The organism is Cyanobium sp. Morenito 9A2, from assembly GCF_024345575.1.
Classification (GTDB): domain Bacteria; phylum Cyanobacteriota; class Cyanobacteriia; order PCC-6307; family Cyanobiaceae; genus ATX-6F1.
Genome location: NZ_JAGQBJ010000001.1, coordinates 301,690 through 320,204, shown reverse-complemented (window position 1 = coordinate 320,204; position 18,515 = coordinate 301,690). Strand labels below are relative to the sequence as shown.

The following is an 18,515-nucleotide window of genomic DNA, read 5'->3' as shown; positions in this document are numbered from 1 at the left end:
GTTGGGGGGGGGCCAACCTTGCCAACGCTGAAAAGCTTGGGACTATGGCGAAGCGAGCGGCCCGATGCATGGCCCCCCTCTTTCCTTGTGCAGTCAATTGGTTCCCCTGGCCTGAGCAGGCTGCTGCGTTCGGCCCGCAAGGAGTGGCGTTACCTCAGCGAGAGCCGCCGGATCTTTTCCAATGACGGCATCTACCTGGCCCTTCTGCTCAGCGGCGGCCTCCTGCTCGCCTCCCTGGTGCTGTCGTGGCAACGGCAGCAGGATCAGTTTCGCAACAAGAACCTGATCGAAGCCAACCTGTTGAACACGCGTGTGCGCGGTCACATGGTGACCGCCCAGGACTGGAGTCAACGGCAGTCCACCCTTGACGTTCTGGCCAGCAGAACCCCCGATGGCCTGGGTCAGGACCTGCGCAATTCCACCATCATCCGCGACGGCCAGAACCTGCTCCTGGTCGATCGGTCTGCGCAGGTGGTTTTCGATTCCCTCGCGAACGACAGCAGCAACCCGCTCAGCCCCGCCGCCCGAGGGGCGGTGCGCGCCTGCCTGCTGGAACGGCTGCGCTGGCTGAGCCTGAACACGCGCCCCCAGGTGCGCGATGCCTACGGCCTGCTCTGCCGGTCGGAGGACGTGCTGGTGGTCGGCGGGGCTGCCCGTGGGGCGTCCGCCAAGGCCAAGGAGACATCCCCCGGTTGGATCGTTCAATACGGCACCACCCAGACCGATGGGTCCAGGGAAGGCGGTGCCTCGATCCTGGGAGAGATCGCCCCGAAACTGTCCCGGATCGGATCGGGTACCGCCCAGACCCTTCGGCCGATCGGCAACAATCCCAGGACCGTCCTGGAGTACTTCCTGGCGGCCGAGGAACCGGGCCAGCTCTGGGTGCTGCAGCAACCCGTGGTGATCAAGGACGTGATCAGCGGGGCCTTCAGCGAGACCCTGCTGCCCTGGGCCACGGTCAACCTGGCCCTGCTGGGGCTGACCCTGGCCTCCCTGAGCAACGCCCGACGCATCCGGTTGCAGCATCGACGGGATCAACGCCGCAGCCACCGGCTCCTGCACAACTATCGGATCCTCGATCAGGGCAACGATCTGCTCAGCCTGCCGGCGTTCCTGGATCTGGCTGGTCGCCGGGATGAGCGAACCCTCGGGCAACAGGGCAGCGCCGTGAGATTGGTGGGCGACATCAAGGCGACGATCCATACCTTCTCGCTCGACACCGAAAGCCAGATCAGCACCCAGTCCTCCCTGATGGCGGACCTTCATGAACGGCTGCGAGAACTGCTCCCGGAGGCCCGCATCTGCCGGACCCCGGACAACTCGCTGGCCCTCCTGACCCTGAGTGGCAGCACCGATGGATCCGACGTCGTTCGCGCCCTGGAGTCGGCGATCACCGACACCCGTCAGAAGTTCTCCGGCTCCGTGCGGGCCGACATCCGGGCGGCACTCACGCCCCTCGAGCCCTCGATTGTTGAAAAACAGATCTCCGATCTGTCCATCTTGAACCGCTATGGCAAAAGCGACAAAACGGTCGTGCTGCTGCCCTCCAGCGAAGATGGGGTCCTCACAGAGGTGCGCCGCAAGATCAGCGGTGATTTCACAGCCACAAGCTTCGCTGAAGGGCTCCAAGATGTGAGCCCGCATCTGGAAGACGTGGTGCGGATCGTGGATGGCCATCGCACCATCTGCTACCGGGAGATGCTGTTCCGTTTCCCCAAGGATACGCAACCCCTGATGCAGGTGCAAGAGCTCATTCTTGCCTTGGAGCGCAACAACAGCATTCACCTGATCGATCTGCTGATGCTGCGCAAAGCGATCCATTTACTCAGCAACCATCGCGATCATGAACTGCGGCTCGGTGCCAATCTCTCTGCCCAGACCGTCCAGAGCAGCCGCCATCGGGAGGAAATCACGAAGATCCTCAGAGAGGTGCCCGCCCACACGCGAAAGAACTTGATCCTGGAGGTGACGGAAACAGCGATCATCGGTGGCCCCGAACGCTGGAAGGGCTTTCTGCTTGAGCTGGGCTCCCTCGGCGTGAAGGTCTCGATCGATGACTTCGGCAGCGGCTACGCCTCGCTGTCCCATCTGTTCGAGTTTCATGCCGACTTCATCAAGGTGGACATGAAATACACCCGCATGGTTCCCAACCATGAGGTGAATGCGATGGTCAGTTTCCTGCTCAGCTTCGAAGTCAATAGCGCCACCCGCGTCATCATGGAAGGGATTGAAACGGAGGAGCAACTGAACCACTGGCTGGGGGTGGGAGTCAGCCATTTCCAGGGGTTCCTGTTCACCCCCAAGCACTGAGTTTCCCAACGCTTCCGCTCTGCGGGGGCTGAGCGCTGCAGCGCTCAGCTGAAGCCAGCGGCCGGTCAGCGGCCCCTCCCGTGGCCCCTGAGCTCCCCGCCAGCGGAGGAGGGCGGGGCCTGGATGGCGCTGGCGGTCGGCAGCGGGCGCTCCCAGCGGCGGAACCAAGCGATCAGAATGGTGGATTCACCGCGCTTGATGCCCAGCAAACGCAGCCTCGGCATGGTGGTGGGCACGGTGGCCCTGCTCGGGGTGGGCGCCTGGGTGATCAGCCATTGGGGCATCGAGAGCACCGACGACGCCCAGATCCAGGCGCACCTTTACCGGATGTCGAGCCGCCTGCCGGGCACCGTGGCCCAGGTGCTGGTGGAGGCCAACCAACCGGTGCGCAAGGGGCAGGTCCTGCTCCGCCTCGACGACTCCGACCAGAGGGCCGCCGTGGGCCGGGCGGAGGCCGATCTGGCCGCGGCCCTGGCCAAGGCCGAGGCCGCCCGGGTCACCGTGGGCGCCGACCGCAGTGAGGCCGACGCCAGCCGCCAGCAGGCGGACGGCGCCCAGCAGGAGGCGAAGGCCGAACTGGAGCGCACGCGCACCGATCTGGAGCGCTTCCAGCGGCTCCACGCCGCCGGGGCCGCCTCCCAGCAGCAACTGGAGCTGGCCCGCAGCCAGTTCCAGCTGGCCCAGGGGCGCCTCAGTCGCAGCGCCGGCAGCCGCGCTTCCGCCCAGAGTGATCAGGCGAAGATCTCCGTCGATCGCAGCAAGGCGGTGGCCGCTGCCTCCGAAGTGCTCCAGGCCCGTTCAGCCCTGGCCAGTGCGCGGCTGCAGCTGGGCTACACCACCGTGGTCGCTCCAGCCGATGCGGTGGTGGGCGCCCGCGAGGTGGAACCGGGCCAGTCGGTGCAACCCAGCCAGGGGCTGCTCAGCCTGGTGGGGCGCAGCGTGTGGGTGGAGGCCAACTTCAAGGAGACCCAGGTGGGGCAGATGCGCGCGCATAACCGGGCCGAGGTCCATGTCGACGCCCTGCCCGGGGTCAGCTTCCAAGGGCAGGTGAGCAGCCTCTCGCCCGCCTCCGGGGCCCGCTTCGCCCTGCTGCCCCCCGACAACGCCACCGGCAACTTCACCAAGGTGGTGCAGCGGGTGACCGTGCGCATCGACCTCGAGCCCGCCGCCCTGGAGCGCTGGCGGGCGCGGCTGAAACCGGGACTCTCGGTGACGGCCAAGGTGCACACCTGAGATGGCCTCCTCCCTGGCCAGCACGCTGGCCGCCGCTCCCGGGAAAACACCGCTGACGCCAGCGGTCTGGCTGATCATCGCCACCGCCTCGCTCGGGGCGTTCCTGGAGGTGCTGGACACCAGCATCGTCAACGTGGCCCTGACCAGCATCCAGGCCAACCTGGGGGCCACCCTGGCGGAGGTGGGCTGGGTGGTGACCGGCTACGCGATCGCCAACGTGGTGATCCTCCCCCTCACCGCCTTCCTCGCCGATGGCTTCGGCCGGCGCAGCTACTTCGTGTTCTCCCTGGCGGGCTTCACCGCCGCCTCGGTGCTCTGCGGCCTGGCCCCCAACCTGCCGGTGCTGGTGGCGTCACGGATTCTCCAGGGGCTGCTGGGGGGCGGTCTGCTGGCCAAGGCCCAGGCGATCCTGTTTGAGGCGGTTCCGAAGGACCGCCAGGGGTTCGCCCAGGCGATCTTCGGGCTGGGGATCATCACCGGCCCCGCCCTGGGTCCCACCTTGGGGGGTTACCTCACCGATCTGCTGGGCTGGCGCTGGATCTTCCTGATCAACCTGCCCTTCGGCATCCTGGCGGTGCTGATGGCCCTGCGCTCCCTGCCGGCGGATGAACCCAAACCGCCCCCGGCCCTGGCCTCCGTCGACTGGATCGGCATCGCCCTGCTCACCGGCGTGATGGCTTCGCTCCAGGTGGTGCTGGAGCAGGGGGAGCAATACGCCTGGTTCGAAGACCGGGGCATCGTCGCCCTGACGCTCACCTTTGTGATCGCCCTGCCGCTGTTCATCGCCTGGGAGCTGAGCCGGGAGCGGCCGGCGGTGGACCTGCGGGTGCTGCGTCACCGCAGCCTGGCGGTGGGCAGCCTGTTTTCAATGATCGTCGGCTTGGGGCTCTACGGCACCGTCTTTCTGATCCCGATCTACGCCCAGTCGGTGCTGCGCTTCACGGCCATCCAGACGGGCCTGCTGGTGCTCCCCAGCGCCCTGGCTTCCGGCGCCACGATGCTGGTGCTGAGCAAGAAGGTGCAACAGATTGACCCCCGCAAGGCGATCGCCGCCGGCAGCCTCTGCACCAGCCTGGTGATGTTCGCCCTGGCCTCGATCAACCCCGGCACCGGCGAGGACAGCCTGTTCTGGCCGCTGATCTTCCGGGGCATCGGCACGGTGCTGATGTTCCTGCCCCTGAGCCTGGCGGCCCTGGGGGATCTGCCCCCCGAGGAGATCAACGCCGGCAGCGGCTTTTACAACCTCACCCGCCAGCTTGGGGGCAGCTTCGGCATCGCCCTGCTCACCTCCCAGCTGAGCCACCACGAGGCCGAGCACCGGGCCCGGCTCACCGAAGCCGCCGGCGCCCTCGACATCGGGCTGAGGGAACGCCTGGAGCAGCTGCAGCTGCTGCTCCAGCAGCAGGGTGTGGATCCGGAGCTGGCCGCCCGGCGCGCCCTGAAGCTGGTGGATACGAGCATCAACGGCCAGGCGGCCCTGCTGGCCTACGGCGATGTCTTCCACCTGTTGGCGCTGGTGTTCCTGGCGGCCATCCCGCTGGTGTTGCTGCTGCGCGCCCCCCGCCGCCTGCAGCCATGAACTCCCCTCAATCAGCGCCGGTGGTGATCGTGGGGGCGGGCCCGGCCGGCGCCAGCCTGGCCCTGCAACTGGCCCGCGCCGGCGTGCCCGTCACCTTGATCGAGGCTGCCAAGGAGTTCAGCCGTCAGTTCCGCGGCGAAGCGCTGATGCCCTCGGGCCTGGACGCCCTCGCCGCCATGGGGCTGGAGGCGCTGCTGGCGGAGCTGCCCCAACGCACTCTGGAGGGCTGGAGTTTCCAGATCGAGGGCCGGGAGCTGTTCAGCGCCGATGAACCGCTCGGTTCGGCCCGCCCCTGCACCCTGGTGGCCCAGGGGCCCCTGCTGGAGGCCCTGGTGGAGCGGGCCCGGGCGCTGCCGGGCTTCACCTGGCTGCCGGGCACGGCCGTGGCCGATCTGATCGAGCAGGGGGGTCGGATCAGCGGCGTGCGCCTGGCCGATGGCCGCTGCCTGGAGGCCGCCCTGGTGGTGGGCAGCGATGGGCGACGCTCGCTGGTGCGCCAGCGGGCCGGCCTGGCCCTCGACGCCCTGGGGTCACCGATCGATGTGCTCTGGTTCCGGCTGCCGAGTGCGCCTGAATTCGAGCGATCGAACCGCTTCACCATCCTGGTGGCCCGGGGCCAGGTCTGCAGCCTGTTCGCCGGCACCAGAGCGGGGGAGCTGCAGCTGGGCTGGGTGGTGAACAAGGGCAAGGCGGCCGCGACCACGGAGCAGCGAGGACCCCAGGACTGGTGCGAAACCTTTGCCCAGCTGGCCCCCGAACCCCTGGCCCGACACCTGCGCCAGCAGGCCGGGGCCCTGGTGGGCCCGGTGAGGCTGAACGTGGAGGTGGGCCGCTGTCCCCTGTGGCAGCGGAGAGGGCTGCTGCTGCTGGGCGATGCGGCCCACCCGATGAGTCCGGTGCGGGCCCAGGGGCTGAACATGGCCCTGCGGGACAGCCTGGTGGCCGCCCGGTTGCTGGCGCCGCTCTGGGTAGGCGGTGGGCCGGATCCAGCGACCCTCGATGGGGCCCTGGAGCGGATCCAGGCGGCCCGGTTCCCGGAGATCAGTTGCGTACAGGGTCTGCAGGCCCAGGAGGCGGCCCGGGGAGAGCTGCTGCGCTCCCAGGGCGCCCTGCGCTGCGCCCTCGCCCTGGGAGCGCCTGTGGCGGGAGTGCTGCTGAAACGCCACTGGATCCACCAGCAGCGTCTGCTCCGTGACGGCCTGCCGCTGCCGAGCGGCGTGGGATCCTGAATCCCCGGCCCCGAGCGCTGCCGATGCCCCCCGACCCGGCGCTTGCCGCCTTCGGCTCCAGCTTCACCGCCATCACCCTGGCGGAACTGGGGGACAAGACCTTCTTCGTCGCCCTGCTGCTGGCGGCCCGCCACCGGGCCAGCTGGGTGTTCAGCGGCGCCTTCGCCGCCCTGGCGGCCGTCACGGTGATCTCCCTGGGTCTGGGCTATGGCCTGCGCAGTCTGCTTCCCCTGGCCCTGGTGCCTTGGCTGGCGGCGCTGCTGTTCGGAGCCTTCGGGCTCAAGCTCCTGATCGATGCCCAGGGCCTGGGGGCGAACGCGGCCGCAGAGGAGGCCGAGGAGGCCGAAGAACTGGTGGAGCAGGCCGAAGCCCGCCACCCCTCGGCCACGGCCTGGGGCGTGATTCGCGAGGCCTTCGCTTTGGTGTTCATCGCTGAACTGGGCGATCGCACCCAGTTCGCCACCATCTTCCTGGCCACCGGCCCTGGCTTCGGCTTCGCCGCCCTGCTGGCGGGCAGCCTGCTGGGCCACGCCCTGGTCACGGCCCTGGCGGTGGGGGCAGGCCGTTGGATCGGCGGGCGCTTGAGTGAACGGCTGCTGTTCCGACTCAGCGGTGGCCTGTTTCTGGCCTTCGCCCTGGTGGCCCTGCGCCAGGCCCTTCCCTGACGACCACCCATGGCCCCCTCCCCCTGCCCCACCAGCGACCACGACCACGACCCTGGCGATAGCCATGGGCCTGGCAACAGCCATGGGCCTGCCAACAGCCATGGGCCGGGCAACAGCCATGGGCCGGGCAACAGCCATGGGCCGGGCAACAGCCATGACCATGACCACGGCCATCCCGCCGTAGAGCTTCAGCGGCAGCCCCCGCCCCGGCCGCATGACCACCGCCAGGGTTCAGCGGCGGCCTTCCGCTGGAGCGTCATCCTCAACAGCGCCCTCTCGGGCCTGCAACTGGCGATCGGTATCGGCTTCGGCTCCCTGGCCCTGATCGGCGATGCGGTCCATAACCTTGGTGATGTGGCTGGGTTGCTCCTGGGCTGGGGGGCCGAACGGCTGAGCGCCCGCCCCGCCAGCGAGCGCTTCACCTTTGGCTACGGGCGCAGCACCCAGTTGGCCTCGCTGATGAATGCGGTGCTGATCCTGATGGCCGCCGCCGTGGTGATCGTCGAGGGGGTTCAGCGGCTGGGGCGGCCGGTGGAGGTCTCGGCCGGTCCCGTGGCCTGGGCCGCCGCCGCGGGCATCGTCGTCAACCTGCTCTCGGCCCGCCTGTTCGGCCATGGCCACCAGCACGACCTCAACCGCCGTGCCGCCGTGGTGCACCTGCTCACCGATGCGGCCGTCTCGGCGGCGGTGCTGGCCAGCGCCCTGCTGGTGAGCCTCACGGGCTGGAACGTGCTCGATGCGATCACCGCCATCGGTGTGGGCCTGGCGGTGGCCTGGAGCGGATGGTCGCTGCTCAAGGAATCCCTGGCGGTGGCCCTCGACGGGGTGCCCCAAGCCATCGATCGCCAGGCGGTGGAAAGCGCCCTGCTCGCGTTGCCGGGGGTGATCGAGGTGCATCATCTGCACATCTGGGGCATGAGCACCTCCCAGAATGCCCTCACCGCCCACATCATCCGCACCCCTGGAGCAGGCGACGACCTGGAACTGCTCCAGAGGGCGAAAGGGCAGCTCGCGACCCTGGGGATCGCCCACAGCACCCTGCAACTGGAGCCTCCCCCAACGGCCCCGCCATCGATCTGAGCTCCCCTCCCGCCGCCCGCACCGATGGCCCGCCCCTATCAACCCTCCCTGCTGCGGCTGCTCCATGGCGTCACCGCCCTGCTGGTGGCCGCCACCTGGTTCAGCGGCCTGCTGGTCTACAGCCGCTATGACGGCCGCTGGGGCCGCCTGAACGGGCAGTTCCCCGGCGAGTGGATCGACCTGCATGGCACCGCCGGGGTGATCCTGTTGCCCCTGGCCCTGCTCCTCGGCCTCTACGCCTTCACCCTGGGGCGGCGCCAGCTGAGCCGGATCAGCAACGTCCTGCCCCTGGCGGCCCTGGCCCTGGCCATCGGCAGCGGCAAGCTCATGCAGGAGGACTGGCTGCGCAACGGTGATCTCCACCACAGCGTCTACAGCCTGCACCTGTGCGCCTGGCTGCTGATCAGCCTCAGCCTGCTCGGGCACCTGGCCGGCTCGCTGAGGCGCGGGGGCCCCGCTCTGCTGGGCTCCATGCTCAGCCTGCATCTCCAAGCGCGGGATCGGCCCCAGCACTGGCCTGGCCAACTGGGCCGCTGGTGGGGGAAACGCCGGGAACGTTGATGGGCCCGCCACCCCAGACGTTGATGAGGCCTTCGCGGCCGTTTATCCCGATTTCAACATCATGAATGGGGTCAATGATTAAAGCAATCGAAAGTTAAAAGCCCAAACAAGCTCTACCAGGGCGTTGAGGGTTAGACCACCCATGACGCGACCCATTGACGACGGGAGCGGGCCACCATCGCCCCATCCCCTGACTGCAATGAAACCCACGCTTCTCCTGATCGACGACGATCTTGACTTCTGCGAACGACTGGTCGCAGAGCTCAATGGGGTTGGATTCGACACGCGGTTCGCCCTCGATGGCATCCAGGGCCAGGCCTTGGCGCATCAACTGGTTCCTGACCTGATCCTGCTGGATCTGCTACTGCCCAAGGTGGATGGCCTCACCCTTTGCATGCGCCTGAAACGGGATCCCCGCACCACCGCTGTGCCCCTGGTGATCCTCACCTCCCTGCGGGCCATCAGCGACAAGGTGAGCGGCTTCAATGCCGGCGCCGATGACTATGTGATCAAGCCCCACGACAGCGAGGAGCTGATTGCCCGCCTGCGCGCCCTGCTCAGGCGCAGCCAGGGGGAGGCGCTCACCTCCCTGCGCGGGGAGGTGCTCACCTATGGCCCGCTCACCCTGGTGCCCGAGCGCCTGGAGGCGATCTGGTTCGAGCAGGCGATCCGCCTCACCCGCCTGGAGCTGGAGGTGCTCCACTGCCTGCTGCAGCGCCACGGCCAGGCGGTCTCCCCGGAGGAGGTCCTCTCCGAGGTCTGGGGCTACGAGGCCGATGTGAACGGGATCGAGTGCCTACGCGTCCAGATCCGCCACCTGCGCGGCAAGCTCGAACCCAACCCCCACCGGCCGAGCTTCCTCAAGACGATGTACGGCGTCGGTTACTGCCTTGATTTGCCCATGGAGCAGCGGCGCTACGGCTGAGCGGCCCCAGGACGCGCCCCTGCCCCTCAACCATCTCACTCTCCCCACATCCGCAGCAGGTTGCTGTAGCTCCGGCACAGCAGATCGAACACTTCGCCCTTCCCCCCTTGGGCGAATAGGGTCCGGCGGGCGGTGTCCAGCTCGAACAGCAGTTCCCGTTGCTCAGCGCTGCGCACCCGGCTCTGGACCCAGCCCACCGCCACCAGCCGCTCACCGGCGCTCACCGGCTCCACCCGATGCAGCATCGTGCTCGGATAGACCAAAGCCTGGCCCGCCGGCAAACGAAACGCCTCCTCGCCGTGGGGCTGCTCCAGCACCAGCGCACCGCCCTCGTAGTGGTCGGGCGGCGAGAGAAACACCGTGAAGGAGAGGTCGGAGCGGCCTCCGTCCATGAAGGCGTTGTCGACGTGGCGGCCATAGCCGTCACCGGGGCCGCTGCGGCTGAACAGGAGCCCATGGACCCGCACCGGCAGGGCCGCCGACTGCAGCAACGGATCGGCCAGCAGGGCGGCGCTGACCTGGTCCGCCAATGACCGTTGCAAGGCACTGCTGCGATCGAGCTGCCGGTTGCGCTTCACCTGGCGGGCATGCCAGCCGGCGGTGGCGCTCCCGGCCCGCCAGGCCTCGTGCTCGGCCAGCAAGCTGAGGCGAAGACTGGCCGCCGTCTCGGGGCTCAGCAGGGCTTCAAGCTCAAAGCGCATCGTGATCGGTCAGCCCCGGAACCACAGCACCGCCTGATAGAACACAAAGCTGCTGACCCAGGCCAGCAGCAAGGACCAGAGCACCGCAAAGGCGGTGAAGCGCCCGTTCTTTGATTCACTGCGCATCACCGCCACCGTCGAGAGGCACGGGGTATAGAGCAGGGTGAAGATCATGAAGCTGTAGGCCTGGGCCCAATCGAGGTCCTGGGCGAGGGCCTGGCCCAGGCGCAACGGATCGGCCTGGGTGTAGATCACCGCCAGGCCCCCCAACACAATCTCCTTGGCGATGAAGCCGAAGAGCAGTGCCACGGTGAGTTTGGGGTTGATCCCGATCGGCGCCAGGAGTGGTTGCAGCGCCTGCCCGAGCATCCCTGAGAGGGTGCCGGCACTGGCGGGGGCCACCCCCATGGGCAGGTTGTTCATCAGCCAGATCGCCACCACCCCGAGGATGATGAACCGCCGCGACCAGAACCAGAAATGGCGTACTTCGCACCAGGCCCGATTCAACATCTGGCGGAAGGTGGGAAAGCGATAGGGCGGCAACTCAAGAACCAGTGGTTCATCACTGCTGAACGAACCTTTGAACAACGCCGCCGTGACGATCATTGCCACGAAGCTCAATAAATAAAGGCTGAAGATCACCGTGGCCCCCTGGCGGGGGGCGAACAAAGCCGCACTCATGAACAGAAACACGTTCAGCCGCGCCGAGCACAGGGAGAACGGAATCACGAGCATCGAGAGCAGACGCAGGCCGCTGGAGCGCATCACCCGGGTGCCCAGCAGGGCCGGCACATTGCAGCCGAAGCCCATCAGCGAGAGCACGAAGGAGCGTCCATCCAGCCCCAAGCGCTCCATCAAGCCATCCATCAGGAAGGCCGCCCGCGAGAGGTAGCCGCTGTCCTCCACCAGGCCCATGGCCAGAAAGAACAGGAAGATCACCGGCAGGAACGCCGCCACCGTGCCGATGCCCTGGTACAGGCCATCCATCAGGAAGCCGCCCAGGAAGGGGGGCAAACCCGCCAGCAGGGGCCGAATCAGCTCAGTGCCAACCCGTTCAAGCCCGTGGGCCAGCCCCAGCTGCAGGGGCACCCCCAGGGCGTAGATGCCCTGGAACATCAGGAACATGGCCAGGAAGAACAGCGGCAACCCCAGCAGCGGCTGCAGCAACACGGCATCCAGCCGGCGGGTGGTGCGGTCCTTGAGGCGCTCGGGCAGCCGCACAGCGGCCGCCAGCAACGGCGCCAGGGCGGCATCGAGGGCCAGATCATCGAGCAGGAAACGGGCCGGATCCAGACAGCGCCCCGGGGGGGTGTCGCAGGAGAGCCGCGCCTCGATCGCGGCCCTGGCCTCCGCGCAGCCGGTGCCGTACTTGGCGCTGATCGGCAGCACCGGCAGGCCCAGTTCCCTGGAGAGGGCGCCGTGGTCGATCGTCAGCCCGAAGCGACGGGCCTCGTCAGCCATGTTCAGCAGCACCAGCACCGGCAGGCCCAGGCTGCGGGCCTGGAGCACCAGCTGCAGCTGGCGATCGATCTGGCTGGCATTGAGGATCACCAGCACCAGATCGAGGCGGGTGCTCTCCAGGAAGCCGCGCACCAACAGTTCGTCTTCGGAGTAGCCGCGCAGGTCGTAGAGGCCCGGTAAATCCACCACCAGGGCAGGCTGCCCCCCCAGCTCCAGCTGGGCCTGCATCAGATCGACCGTGAGCCCCGGCCAATTGCCGATCTGCGCATGGGCTCCGGTCAGCCGCGTGAAGAAGGTGGATTTGCCCGTGTTCGGCATCCCCAACAGGGCGACACGCTGCCGTCCATCCGCCGGACGACCCTCCGTTTCCAGCCGCGCAGGGGCGGATTCGCTCGCCGGATCGGATGCGGTGGCGGGACTCACGGTGCGCCTTCTCACACCCCACTCTCGCAGGGTTCGATCGCGATGCGAGCCGCATCGCTGCGCCGCAGCATCAGCTCGGTCATGCCGACGCGCACGTGCAGCGGCCCCGACCACCAGGCCCGGCGCAGCACCTGAACGTTGCGTCCGGGGCTGAGTCCCAGGGCGCTGAGCCGCTGCGTCAAGCCCGCCGCCGCCGCCACCGAAAGAATCGTGCCGGGACGCCCCACCGCCAGCTCAGCCAGGGTCGGGACAGGGCCGAGCGGAGGAAGGCCCATGGGCGGGCTTATTGCAACTGAATCTCAGTAGCGTAGCGTCGATGTCGCCCGCGGCAGATGGGTGATCACCAGGTGGCGCTGGGCGTCGATGCTGAGCCAACCCTCATCCCGCAGCAGACCGATCACCCGCGTCACCGTCACCCGGGTGGTGCTGAGGGCACTGGCCAGCTCCTGGTGGGTGAGCCGCAGATTGAGCCGCAGGCCGGTCTCGCAGGGTTGGCCATACTCCTGGGCCAGCAATTCCAGGAACCCACGCACCCGCTCCTCCACCCGGCGCAGCCCCAGCAGCGCCAGCAGGGCTTCGGCCTGGCGGTAGCGGCCGGAGATCGCCTGCATCAGGGCCATGGCCAGATGGGGGCTCTGCTCGATCTCGACGCCGCTCAGGCAGAGCAGATCAGTGTCACAGAGGGTGATCGCCTCGTAGGCCTCCACATTGGTGAGCGGATCGCCAAAAGGTTCGTTTGGACCCGCCAGACCCAGCAGCAGTTCATCGCCGTGGATCGAGACGGCCCCGAGCTTCACCATGCCGCGCACCACCAACCAGATGGTGTTCTTGAGCAGCGGCACGGAGCTGCCGGTGGTGAGATGGACGAGGTTGCGCTTCTGATAACTGGATTCGAAAACCTCGCGCAGGCCATCGGTGCGGCCTGAATCGCGCTGTGGCGTCGCAACCATCGGGGCTCACCCCAAAATGACCCGCCAAGCGTATGGAGGACTACACCGAAAGCGGGCAAAGCTTTGATAGGCAGCCGGTTAAATTCTGGATAAGGTCGAACCCATCGGTGGACCTGCCGGGCCATGGCCCCCAGCCATGGTTACCGGAACGCTCCCATGAAAAAAGGGCCCTAAGGCCCTTCGATGGAAGGCAGATCGAAGCCGTTCTGGCGGAGGGAAATCCTCAGGAGCCGATTTTGGCGACAGCCGCCTTGGCCGACTTGAGGATGCCTTCGCGCAGGGGCACATAACCCAGATCGTCCGCCAGACCCTGGGGCTTGGGGCTGAGGATGTAGAGGAAAGCGTCACGGATGGCGCCGGCCTTGCTGCCGTTGCCGGTTTTGTAAGCCAGGATCCAGGTCAGCGTGGTGATCGGGTAGGCCTGGGCACCGGCGGGGTTGGGATCTTCACCGGCGAGGTCAGCGTCCAGCTTGATGCTGTTCAGGGCGGCGGTGCCACCTTTGAGGTCGGGCTTGACGAAGTTGCCGGCCTTGTTCTGCACAGCGGCCGACTGGAGAGAGCCCTTGACGAAGGCACGGCTGATGTAGCCGATCGATCCAGGTGTGTTGGTGAGCAGACCGGCCACGCCCTCGTTGCCCTTTCCACCCACACCCACGGGCCAGTTCACGCTCTTGCCTTCGCCCACCTTGCTCTTCCAAGCGGGGGAGAAGGCGGAGAGGGAGTTGGTGAAGGAGAAGGTGGTACCCGAGCCATCAGAGCGGTGGGCCACCGAGATCTTGCCGGGGGCGCACTTCAGCTCCTTCCAATCTCTGATGGTGCCCAGGAAGATGTCTGCGACCTGCTTCTGGGTGAGCTTCAAGCTGCAGCCCGGCTTGTTGTAGGCGATGGCGATCGTGCCGCCGGTGGCGGGGAACTGCACCACACCACGCTTCACCTTGGCGGCATCGGAGGCCTTGATCGGTTCATCGGTGGCGCCGAAATCGACGGTGCCGGCGATGAACTGACGCACGCCAGCGCCGGAGCCCACCGACTGATAATTCACCTGAATGTCCTTGGCTTTGGCCAGATCGGCGAACCAACGCTGATACAAGGGCGCGGGGAACGAGGCGCCAGCGCCGTTGAGGTTGGGGCCCGCTGAGGCGGAGGCCCCGAAACCGAGGGCGGCGAGGGTGGTGAGGGTCAGGGCCTTCTTGGCGAAGGTCATCAGAGCGGCCATGGGGGAGCTTGCAAGGTTTAGACGCTCACCCCCCCCGGCATCGTTATGGCCCGGTTAACCCCGGCTCAAGATTCGATTCAGGTTCCCGCGCTCGGAAGGATCGAGGGCCTCCTGGGCCAGAAGCCGCCACCGCCCCCAGCTGAGTCCCTCGCGCCGCTGCAGCTCGTTGGCCAGGCCCGGCACCAGCTCCGCCAGGGGGTGATCAAGCTGCTGGGCCAGGGCCGCGCGCAGCACCTGCACGTCCTGCAGATCCCCCAGGCAGCTCTGCACGGACTTGAGGCGCTCGACCCAGCCGGTGGGGGCCCCTGCCAGCAGCGGCGCCAGATTGTCCAGGCCATAGCGGGCGCCCTTGACCCGCTTGCGCAGGTCGTGGAGCACCGTGGCGTCCTGGTGGAGATCGGCGGCCCACCAGCCTGGATGGGTCATCAAACCGCTCAGGCAGGGCCCAGACCACTCCACCAGCCAGTCATGCACCGGCTCCTGGCCCAGGGGGGTGAGCCGCGGCTGGCGCAACCAGCCCTGAAGCGCCGCCAGGAGCGCCAGGTAACGGCCCCGCTTGAGCTGGTACTCCATGTCATCGAAGGCGAGCCGGCGGTCGCGGCGCAGGCGTTTGCGGATCGGCTTGAGCAGCTCCCGCTCCGACGCGCTCAGCTGGGGGAGGTAGACGTTGTCGAGTTGATCGCGCAGCACATCGAGATCCCTGGCCACCCCGAGCCGCCGGGCCACCCGGGCGATCCGCTCATCACTGACGGCCTCCGGCAACACCAAGGCCCGCTCGAACTGCATCAGGACCGTGCGCAGTCGGCGCATCGCCACCCGCAACTGATGCAGGGGTTCGGGGTCCTGATCGGCGAGCACATCGGGATGCAGGGCGACGATGCGCTGGAGGGCGAGGGCCAAACGCCCGGCGGCATAGCTGCCGGCGCTCCGCTGACGGCCACTGCTGGCGAGCTCCGGGGAGGAAGATCTGCTCATCGACGCCTCCTGGACCCCAGCAGCGACCGGGACGAGGTCTGGGCCGTCCAGTTCTGAAACCAGCCGCGCCGCCAGAGGACATAGGCCTGGAGGCCGGCCACGGCGGCCATCGCCAGCAGGCTGACGTGGTAGCCGTATTTCCAGTTGAGTTCAGGCATGTTCTGGAAGTTCATGCCGTAAATGCCGGCGATCAAGGTGAGCGGCGCAAAAATGCTGGTGATGATCGCCAGGGTCTTCATCACCTGATTCATTCTGTTGCTGGTACTGGCCATGTAGGCATCGGTCACCGCATCGCAGTGATAGCGCAGCAACTCACAGCCACCGAACAGCGTCTCCACCTGCTGGCCCATGTCGGTGAAGCCCTGCAGGGCCTCCTCCTTCAGCACCCGGTGGTTCTGGCGCAGCAAGGATTGAATCTCCGTGCGCAGCGGCCAGATCTGACGCCGGATCACGCGGAGGTTGGCGCGCACCTCATAGGCCCGGTTGATCACCCCAGGGGTGGGCATCCGCAGGGCCCGCTCCTCCAGATCGTCGAGGCGATTGGCGAACTGCTCCAGCAAAGGGGGCAGACCATCCAGCAGTTCATCGATGAGGAAATGGAGCAGGTCGTCGAGGTTGACCGAGCCGGGCGGCGCATGGTTCACGAGCCAGTGACTGATCACCGGGAAGGGGTCGTCGCTGGGCAGCTCCTCCACCGACACCAACAGGCGATCGAGCAGCAACAGGCCCAGTTGCTCGCTCACCACCGTGAAGCTTTCAGGCGCAAAGGTCATGCGGTGCAGCACCACCACCAGCCCATCGCCGAAGGCATCCACCCGGGTGCGCTGGGGTTGCTCCAGGAGCGGCCTGTGAAACGCGCAGGGCACATCGAGCACCCGCAGGGCTTCGGCGATCCGGCCAGCTCCCGCCAGACCCTGGATCCGCAGCCACAGGGGGCAGCCCGAGGCCACCAGCGGCTCCAGTTCAGCGACGCTGCGCAGCACCAGCCCCTGGGCGCCGCGCTCGGTGAAGACGATCACCGAGAACTGGGTGGGCGCCTGGTCGCCGTCCTGGGCGAGGGCGGCTGGCACGGCGCCGGGGCGGGCCTCCAGCCGCCGGGTTTCCAGGGCCCCGGGAGTTGGGCGGATGCCATGGGACTCCAGCATCGTCACCCACCCAGTGATTGCCCCAGGCTAGGTCGGCCCTTCGTGTGATCCACCGCACTCCCAGGCCCGGGGCCGCACGCCAGATTGGTTGATCGCCTCCGTAACCCGTTCGACGTGGATGAACGCTTGAGTCCCTCTGACGGCGACCCCAACGTGCGAGATCCGCTCAGCAATGCCGGTACCCGCTCCCCACTGGAGGGCCACAGTGGCTACCGAGGCGCCGACTGGAGCCCGGAACGCCTGGCCTTCCACCAGAACCTGGAGCAGTTCGCCGAACGGGTGGGCTTGATCGTGGGCCTTCAGGGCAACGGCAAAGTGAGCCAGGAGGAGGCCTATGCGGAGATAAAGGCGATCTGGAAATCACTCAAGTCGAGCAAGAACAGCCTGCTGGAGCGCCCCCAAAGCGAGTAAACATCGGTATGCCACCGTTGTTATCGCTCTTTAGAGCGGCTGCGCTTGGTCCATCCGATCCCGGTCGTCCATGGGCATCCGCGTCAGCCACGTCACCAAGGCCTTCGGCGGCCTGACGGCCGTCGACGACCTCAGCCTGGACGTCGGCACCGGCTCCCTGGTTGCCCTGCTCGGCCCGTCGGGCTGCGGCAAGAGCACACTGCTGCGGATCATCGCCGGCCTCGACGCCCCCGATGCCGGCCGGGTCTGGATCAATGGCGAAGAGGCCACCGCCCGCTCGGTGCAGGAGCGTAACGTCGGCTTCGTGTTTCAGCACTTCGCCCTCTTCAAGCACCGCAGCGTGCGCGAGAACATCGCCTTCGGCCTGGAGCTGCGCCGCTGGAGCAAAGACAAGATCCGCTGGCGGGTCGAAGAACTGCTCAACCTGGTGCAGCTGCAGGGCTACGGCAACCGCTACCCCTCCCAGCTCTCCGGCGGCCAACGCCAGAGGGTCTCCCTGGCCCGGGCCCTGGCGGTGAAGCCGAAGTTGATGCTGCTGGATGAACCGTTCAGCGCCCTCGATGCCAAGGTGCGCAAGGAGCTGCGGGTGTGGCTGCGCACCCTGCAGGAGGAGACCAAGGTCACCACCATGTTCGTCACCCACGACCAGGAGGAGGCCTTTGAGGTGGCCGACAAGATCGTGGTGATCAACAGGGGCCACATCGAGCAGATCGGCACCGCCGCGGAGATCTACGACCACCCGGCCACACCGTTCGTGCTCAATTTCGTGGGCCAGGTGAACCGGCTTCCAGACCCCAGCAGCCAGGGGGCCAAGGCCGACATTTTCGTGCGGCCCCACGATCTGATGCTGCTGGAGGGGCCCGAAATCGGCAGCCTGCCGGCCCAGCTGAACCGGGTGACCCACCTGGGCCGTGATCTCTTCGCCGAGCTGCAGCTGGACAACGGCGAGAAGATCGTCGCCCAGCTCTCCCGCGACAGCGTTGACCACAACCGGCTCCAACCCGGCGATCGGCTGCACGTGCGCCCGAAGCAGGGGCGACGGTTCTGATCAAGGGCTCAGGGGGACGCACCAGCCCAGAGGTCGCTGAGGGCCCGCACACAACCGGGAGCCATGGGCAGCCGGCGAATGCTGCCATCGGCCATGGTCAGCCGCAGCTGGAGGGGGAGAAACGCGCTGGGGCCGGGCTCCGGTCGCCCCAGATCGAACTGGGCCGATCCAGGCGGGAGCACTGGGGCCCCGCTCGGCACGCGTTCAGCGCTGCGGTTACCCAGGGGCCACTGCCCGCCCATTGCATCGCTGAGCTGAAGCGCGGCGGCGTGATCGGTCTGGGCACCGGGGCTGAGGCCATTGAGCCGCAGGCGCCCATCGCCGGCAGCGGCGGGATCGAACGGCTCAACCAGCAGCAGCTGCCAGCGATCGCCATGGGAATCAGCGATGGTCCAGCGCTGGGGAACGGCGGCCCAAGCCGGCGCCGCCTGCAGCAGGACGACCAGGGCCAGCAACACGCCCGAGAGCAGGGCGCCGAGCCTCGGGCGACGCCGACGAGCAGACACACCCATATCACTCTTAAATTTTTATGACATTTTTACAGTAGTGTTGTTAGAAAGGACGGCGGTGGCCGAAGCGGTTGGTCGTCCCAACCGGTTCAGC

At 67.5% G+C, this 18,515-nt stretch carries 18 protein-coding genes; 10 read left to right on the top strand and 8 right to left on the bottom strand.

The features are described 5' to 3' along the window. Positions 1-87: 87 nt before the first annotated feature. The 8 genes from KBY88_RS16070 (at position 88) to KBY88_RS01665 (ending at position 9,582) form a co-directional block, all read left to right on the top strand. Positions 88-2,310, top strand: a complete 2,223-nt coding sequence (locus KBY88_RS16070) for an EAL domain-containing protein (RefSeq protein ID WP_254938152.1) — start codon at positions 88-90, stop codon at positions 2,308-2,310. Positions 2,311-2,433: 123 nt separating this feature from the next. Beyond that, a complete protein-coding gene (locus KBY88_RS01695; protein ID WP_254938151.1) occupies positions 2,434-3,543 on the top strand; it encodes an HlyD family secretion protein in 1,110 nt (369 codons plus the stop codon). 1 nt (position 3,544) lies between these two features. Continuing rightward, positions 3,545-5,122, top strand: a complete 1,578-nt coding sequence (locus tag KBY88_RS01690; protein WP_254938150.1) for a DHA2 family efflux MFS transporter permease subunit — start codon at positions 3,545-3,547, stop codon at positions 5,120-5,122. Beyond that, on the top strand, positions 5,119-6,351 hold the full coding sequence (locus KBY88_RS01685) for an FAD-dependent oxidoreductase (RefSeq protein WP_254938149.1): 1,233 nt from the start codon (positions 5,119-5,121) through the stop codon (positions 6,349-6,351). The genes KBY88_RS01690 and KBY88_RS01685 overlap by 4 nt, the downstream gene beginning before the upstream one ends. A gap of 23 nt (positions 6,352-6,374) precedes the next feature. Beyond that, the gene (locus tag KBY88_RS01680; protein WP_254938148.1) at positions 6,375-7,016 is read left to right on the top strand and encodes a TMEM165/GDT1 family protein; all 642 of its coding nucleotides are present in this window, start codon (positions 6,375-6,377) and stop codon (positions 7,014-7,016) included. Positions 7,017-7,025: 9 nt separating this feature from the next. Continuing rightward, positions 7,026-8,096: a cation diffusion facilitator family transporter gene (locus tag KBY88_RS01675; RefSeq protein ID WP_254938147.1), complete on the top strand. Its 1,071-nt coding sequence runs from the start codon at positions 7,026-7,028 to the stop codon at positions 8,094-8,096. A gap of 24 nt (positions 8,097-8,120) precedes the next feature. Further along, a complete protein-coding gene (locus tag KBY88_RS01670) occupies positions 8,121-8,657 on the top strand; it encodes a cytochrome b/b6 domain-containing protein (protein ID WP_254938146.1) in 537 nt (178 codons plus the stop codon). A 199-nt stretch (positions 8,658-8,856) separates the two neighbouring features. Further along, a complete protein-coding gene (locus KBY88_RS01665; protein WP_254938145.1) occupies positions 8,857-9,582 on the top strand; it encodes a response regulator transcription factor in 726 nt (241 codons plus the stop codon). Positions 9,583-9,617: 35 nt separating this feature from the next. Here KBY88_RS01665 and KBY88_RS01660 read toward each other — a convergent pair whose 3' ends face one another. From KBY88_RS01660 to KBY88_RS01630, 7 genes are all read right to left on the bottom strand, one after another. Continuing rightward, a complete protein-coding gene (locus tag KBY88_RS01660; RefSeq protein WP_254938144.1) occupies positions 9,618-10,283 on the bottom strand; it encodes a Fe2+-dependent dioxygenase in 666 nt (221 codons plus the stop codon). A gap of 9 nt (positions 10,284-10,292) precedes the next feature. Beyond that, positions 10,293-12,167: a ferrous iron transport protein B gene (feoB, locus tag KBY88_RS01655; protein ID WP_254938143.1), complete on the bottom strand. Its 1,875-nt coding sequence runs from the start codon at positions 12,165-12,167 to the stop codon at positions 10,293-10,295. An 11-nt stretch (positions 12,168-12,178) separates the two neighbouring features. Then, positions 12,179-12,442 (bottom strand): FeoA family protein, encoded by a 264-nt coding sequence (locus KBY88_RS01650; RefSeq protein ID WP_254938142.1) that lies wholly within the window; start codon positions 12,440-12,442, stop codon positions 12,179-12,181. A gap of 24 nt (positions 12,443-12,466) precedes the next feature. Beyond that, positions 12,467-13,117 (bottom strand): Crp/Fnr family transcriptional regulator PtrA, encoded by a 651-nt coding sequence (gene ptrA / locus KBY88_RS01645; RefSeq protein ID WP_254938141.1) that lies wholly within the window; start codon positions 13,115-13,117, stop codon positions 12,467-12,469. A 223-nt stretch (positions 13,118-13,340) separates the two neighbouring features. Next, entirely contained in the window at positions 13,341-14,321 is a 981-nt protein-coding gene (gene pstS / locus KBY88_RS01640) for a phosphate ABC transporter substrate-binding protein PstS (protein WP_254938140.1), read from the bottom strand. Between the two features lie 66 nt (positions 14,322-14,387). Continuing rightward, positions 14,388-15,308 (bottom strand): CHAD domain-containing protein, encoded by a 921-nt coding sequence (locus tag KBY88_RS01635; RefSeq protein ID WP_254938139.1) that lies wholly within the window; start codon positions 15,306-15,308, stop codon positions 14,388-14,390. Beyond that, positions 15,305-16,453, bottom strand: coding sequence for a CorA family divalent cation transporter (locus tag KBY88_RS01630; RefSeq protein WP_254938138.1), 1,149 nt, complete (start codon positions 16,451-16,453; stop codon positions 15,305-15,307). The genes KBY88_RS01635 and KBY88_RS01630 overlap by 4 nt, the downstream gene beginning before the upstream one ends. A gap of 126 nt (positions 16,454-16,579) precedes the next feature. Between KBY88_RS01630 and KBY88_RS01625 the strand changes: the two genes are divergently transcribed. Together KBY88_RS01625 and KBY88_RS01620 are read left to right on the top strand one after the other, a co-directional pair. Beyond that, positions 16,580-16,864, top strand: a complete 285-nt coding sequence (locus KBY88_RS01625) for a DUF7219 family protein (protein ID WP_254938137.1) — start codon at positions 16,580-16,582, stop codon at positions 16,862-16,864. A 70-nt stretch (positions 16,865-16,934) separates the two neighbouring features. Then, a complete protein-coding gene (locus KBY88_RS01620) occupies positions 16,935-17,912 on the top strand; it encodes a sulfate/molybdate ABC transporter ATP-binding protein (protein WP_254938136.1) in 978 nt (325 codons plus the stop codon). 8 nt (positions 17,913-17,920) lie between these two features. On the opposite strand, the gene KBY88_RS01615 is transcribed toward KBY88_RS01620, so the two are convergent. Beyond that, complete coding sequence (locus tag KBY88_RS01615; protein WP_254938135.1) at positions 17,921-18,418, bottom strand: DUF3122 domain-containing protein; 498 nt, start codon at positions 18,416-18,418, stop codon at positions 17,921-17,923. Positions 18,419-18,515 lie beyond the last annotated feature (97 nt).